The 2,250-nt window shown below is 64.5% G+C and carries 2 protein-coding genes; both read left to right on the top strand.

What is annotated here, in order from left to right; genetic code table 11:
- Positions 1-1,155, top strand: a 1,155-nt coding sequence (locus tag EN884_RS33660; protein WP_164895340.1) for a sugar ABC transporter ATP-binding protein, incomplete at its 5' end; no start/stop codon positions are given.
- A 53-nt stretch (positions 1,156-1,208) separates the two neighbouring features.
- A complete protein-coding gene (locus EN884_RS33655) occupies positions 1,209-2,204 on the top strand; it encodes an ABC transporter permease (RefSeq protein ID WP_027161057.1) in 996 nt (331 codons plus the stop codon).
- Positions 2,205-2,250: the final 46 nt, after the last annotated feature.

Below are 2,250 nucleotides of genomic sequence, written 5' to 3'. Positions count from 1 at the left end.
AAGCTGCGCACCATGGTGGCGCCGCTTTTGAAGCGCGTCGGCGCCAATTTTTCCGCCGACACGCCGGTCGCGACCCTGTCGCTGGCGCAGCAGCAGATGGTCGAGATCGCCAAGGCGCTGTCGATCGAGGCGCGGCTGGTCATCCTCGACGAGCCGACATCCAGCCTGCCGCTCGCCGAGACCGACAAATTGCTCGACGTCATCAAGGCGCTGAAGGCCGACGGCATCAGCGTCATCTTCATCTCGCACCGCCTGCACGAGGTCGAACGCGTAGCCGACCGCGTCGTGGTGCTGCGCGACGGCATGCTGGCCGGCACCTTGCCGAAGAGCGATATCGGCCACGACCAGATGGTCAAGCTGATGATCGGCCGCATGCTGAAGGAGCGCGAGAAGGCCTCGGAAGCGGCGCGTGCGCCCGGCGCCGTAGCACTTGCGGCCAAGGCCATCCGCACCCCTGCCTATCCCGGCCGCCCGGTCGATCTCGACGTCAGGCGCGGCGAAATCCTCGGCCTCGCCGGTCTTGTCGGTTCCGGCCGCACCGAGCTGGCGCGGGTGTTCTTCGGCATCGATTCGAAGCTCGGCGGCGCGCTGGAACTCGACGGCAAGCCGCTTGCGCTGGCTTCCGCGGCCGACGCCGTCGCGCACGGCATCTTCCTGGTTCCGGAAGACCGCAAGCTGACCGGTATCCTGCTCGACCTGTCGATCGCTCAGAACATTTCGCTGCCCAATCTGCCCGCGCATGCGCGCCGCTCCCTGGTGTCCTCAAGCGCCGAGACCTCCACCGCCGAGAAGCAGAAGAAAGACCTCGGCATCAAGGCGCCTTCGGTGCAGACGCGCACCGGCACGCTGTCGGGCGGCAATCAGCAGAAGGTCGTGCTCGGCAAGTGGCTGGCCATGAACCCCAATGTGATGATCCTCGACGAGCCGACGCGCGGCATCGACATCGGCGCCAAGGCGGAAATCTACGGCCTGATGCGCGCATTGGCCGATGCCGGCGTCGCCGTGCTGATGATCTCGTCGGACATGGAAGAGGTGATCGGCGTGTCCGACCGCATCGCCGTCATGCATGAGGGCCAAATCTCCGGCATTCTCGACAAGGACCGGTTCAGCCAGGAAAACGTGCTGCTGCTGGCGGTGGGCAAGCAGCCGAAGTAGTTTTGCCGGGGTCTCGCGCAAGCGCGATCTGCTCAGGCATTGGGGAGAAGACGATGAGCAAGAAAGATCTCGGCCTGCTGATCCTGATCCTGGTGGTCGGGGCGATCGTTGCGATCATCAATCCGCGCTTCCTGCTGCCGATCAACCTCGCCAACACCTCGAACCTGATCGGTCTGTTCGGCATCCTGTCGATCGGCCAGGCCTTCGTCATCATCACCGGCGGCATCGAATTGTCGGTCGGCTCGGTGGTCGCGCTGCTTGGAACGCTGTTCATCGACTTCATCGCCGTGCGCGAGGTGGGCTGGCCGCTGGCCTTCGTGCTGATCCTGTTCCTCGGCGCCATCATAGGCCTGGTGCATGGCTGGCTGATCACAAGGCTCAAGCTGCAGCCTTTCGTCGTCACTTTGTGCGGCCTGTTGATCTACCGCGGTGTCGCCCGCTTCTACACCGCCGACGGCACGGCGGGTTTTGCGTTCGGCCAGAATTTTCCCGAGCTCGAATTCCTGACGGCCGGACGCTCCTATGGCGTGCCGAACAGTTTCATCGCGCTGATCGTTATTTCGATCGTCATGTGGGTGGTGCTGCATCGCTCGGTGTTCGGCCGCTATCTCTACGCCATCGGCAAGAACGAGGAGGCGGCGAAATATTCGGGCATCCGCACCGGCCGTGTCGTCATCGCCGCCTATGTCATCTGCGGTGTGCTGACGGCGCTGTCGGCGATCTATTTCGCCATGTACACGCGCTCGATCTCGCCGGCCAGCCACGGCCAGTTCTACGAACTCTACGCCATCGCCGCCGCCGTGCTCGGCGGCTTCTCGCTGCGCGGCGGCGAAGGCTCGCTGATCGGCGTCATCCTCGGCACGGTGCTGCTGCAGGAGCTGCAGAATCTCGTCAACCTGCTCGGCATCCCGTCCTCGCTCAACTTCGCGGTGATGGGCGGCGTCATCCTCATCGGCGTGCTGGTCGACCAGCAATGGGGCGTGTTCCGGGAACGGCGGCTGATGGTCGACGCCACCCGCAAGGGCGTGGCGGGCCAGGCTGCGGAATAACCAGCCTAGATCAGGCCCCACATGTCGGAAAAGGCCATCGCCTTGC

The organism is Mesorhizobium sp. M7A.F.Ca.AU.001.01.1.1 (assembly GCF_004022735.1).
GTDB classification, from domain to species: domain Bacteria; phylum Pseudomonadota; class Alphaproteobacteria; order Rhizobiales; family Rhizobiaceae; genus Mesorhizobium; species Mesorhizobium ciceri.
Note: the sequence above shows the minus strand (reverse complement) of the source record. Positions and strands in the feature narration are given on the sequence as shown.

Excerpts from the sequence above, each read along its gene's own strand:
- EN884_RS33655 (WP_027161057.1), top strand. The coding sequence starts at position 1,209 with ATGAGCAAGAAAGATCTCGGCCTGCTGATCCTGATCCTGGTGGTCGGG.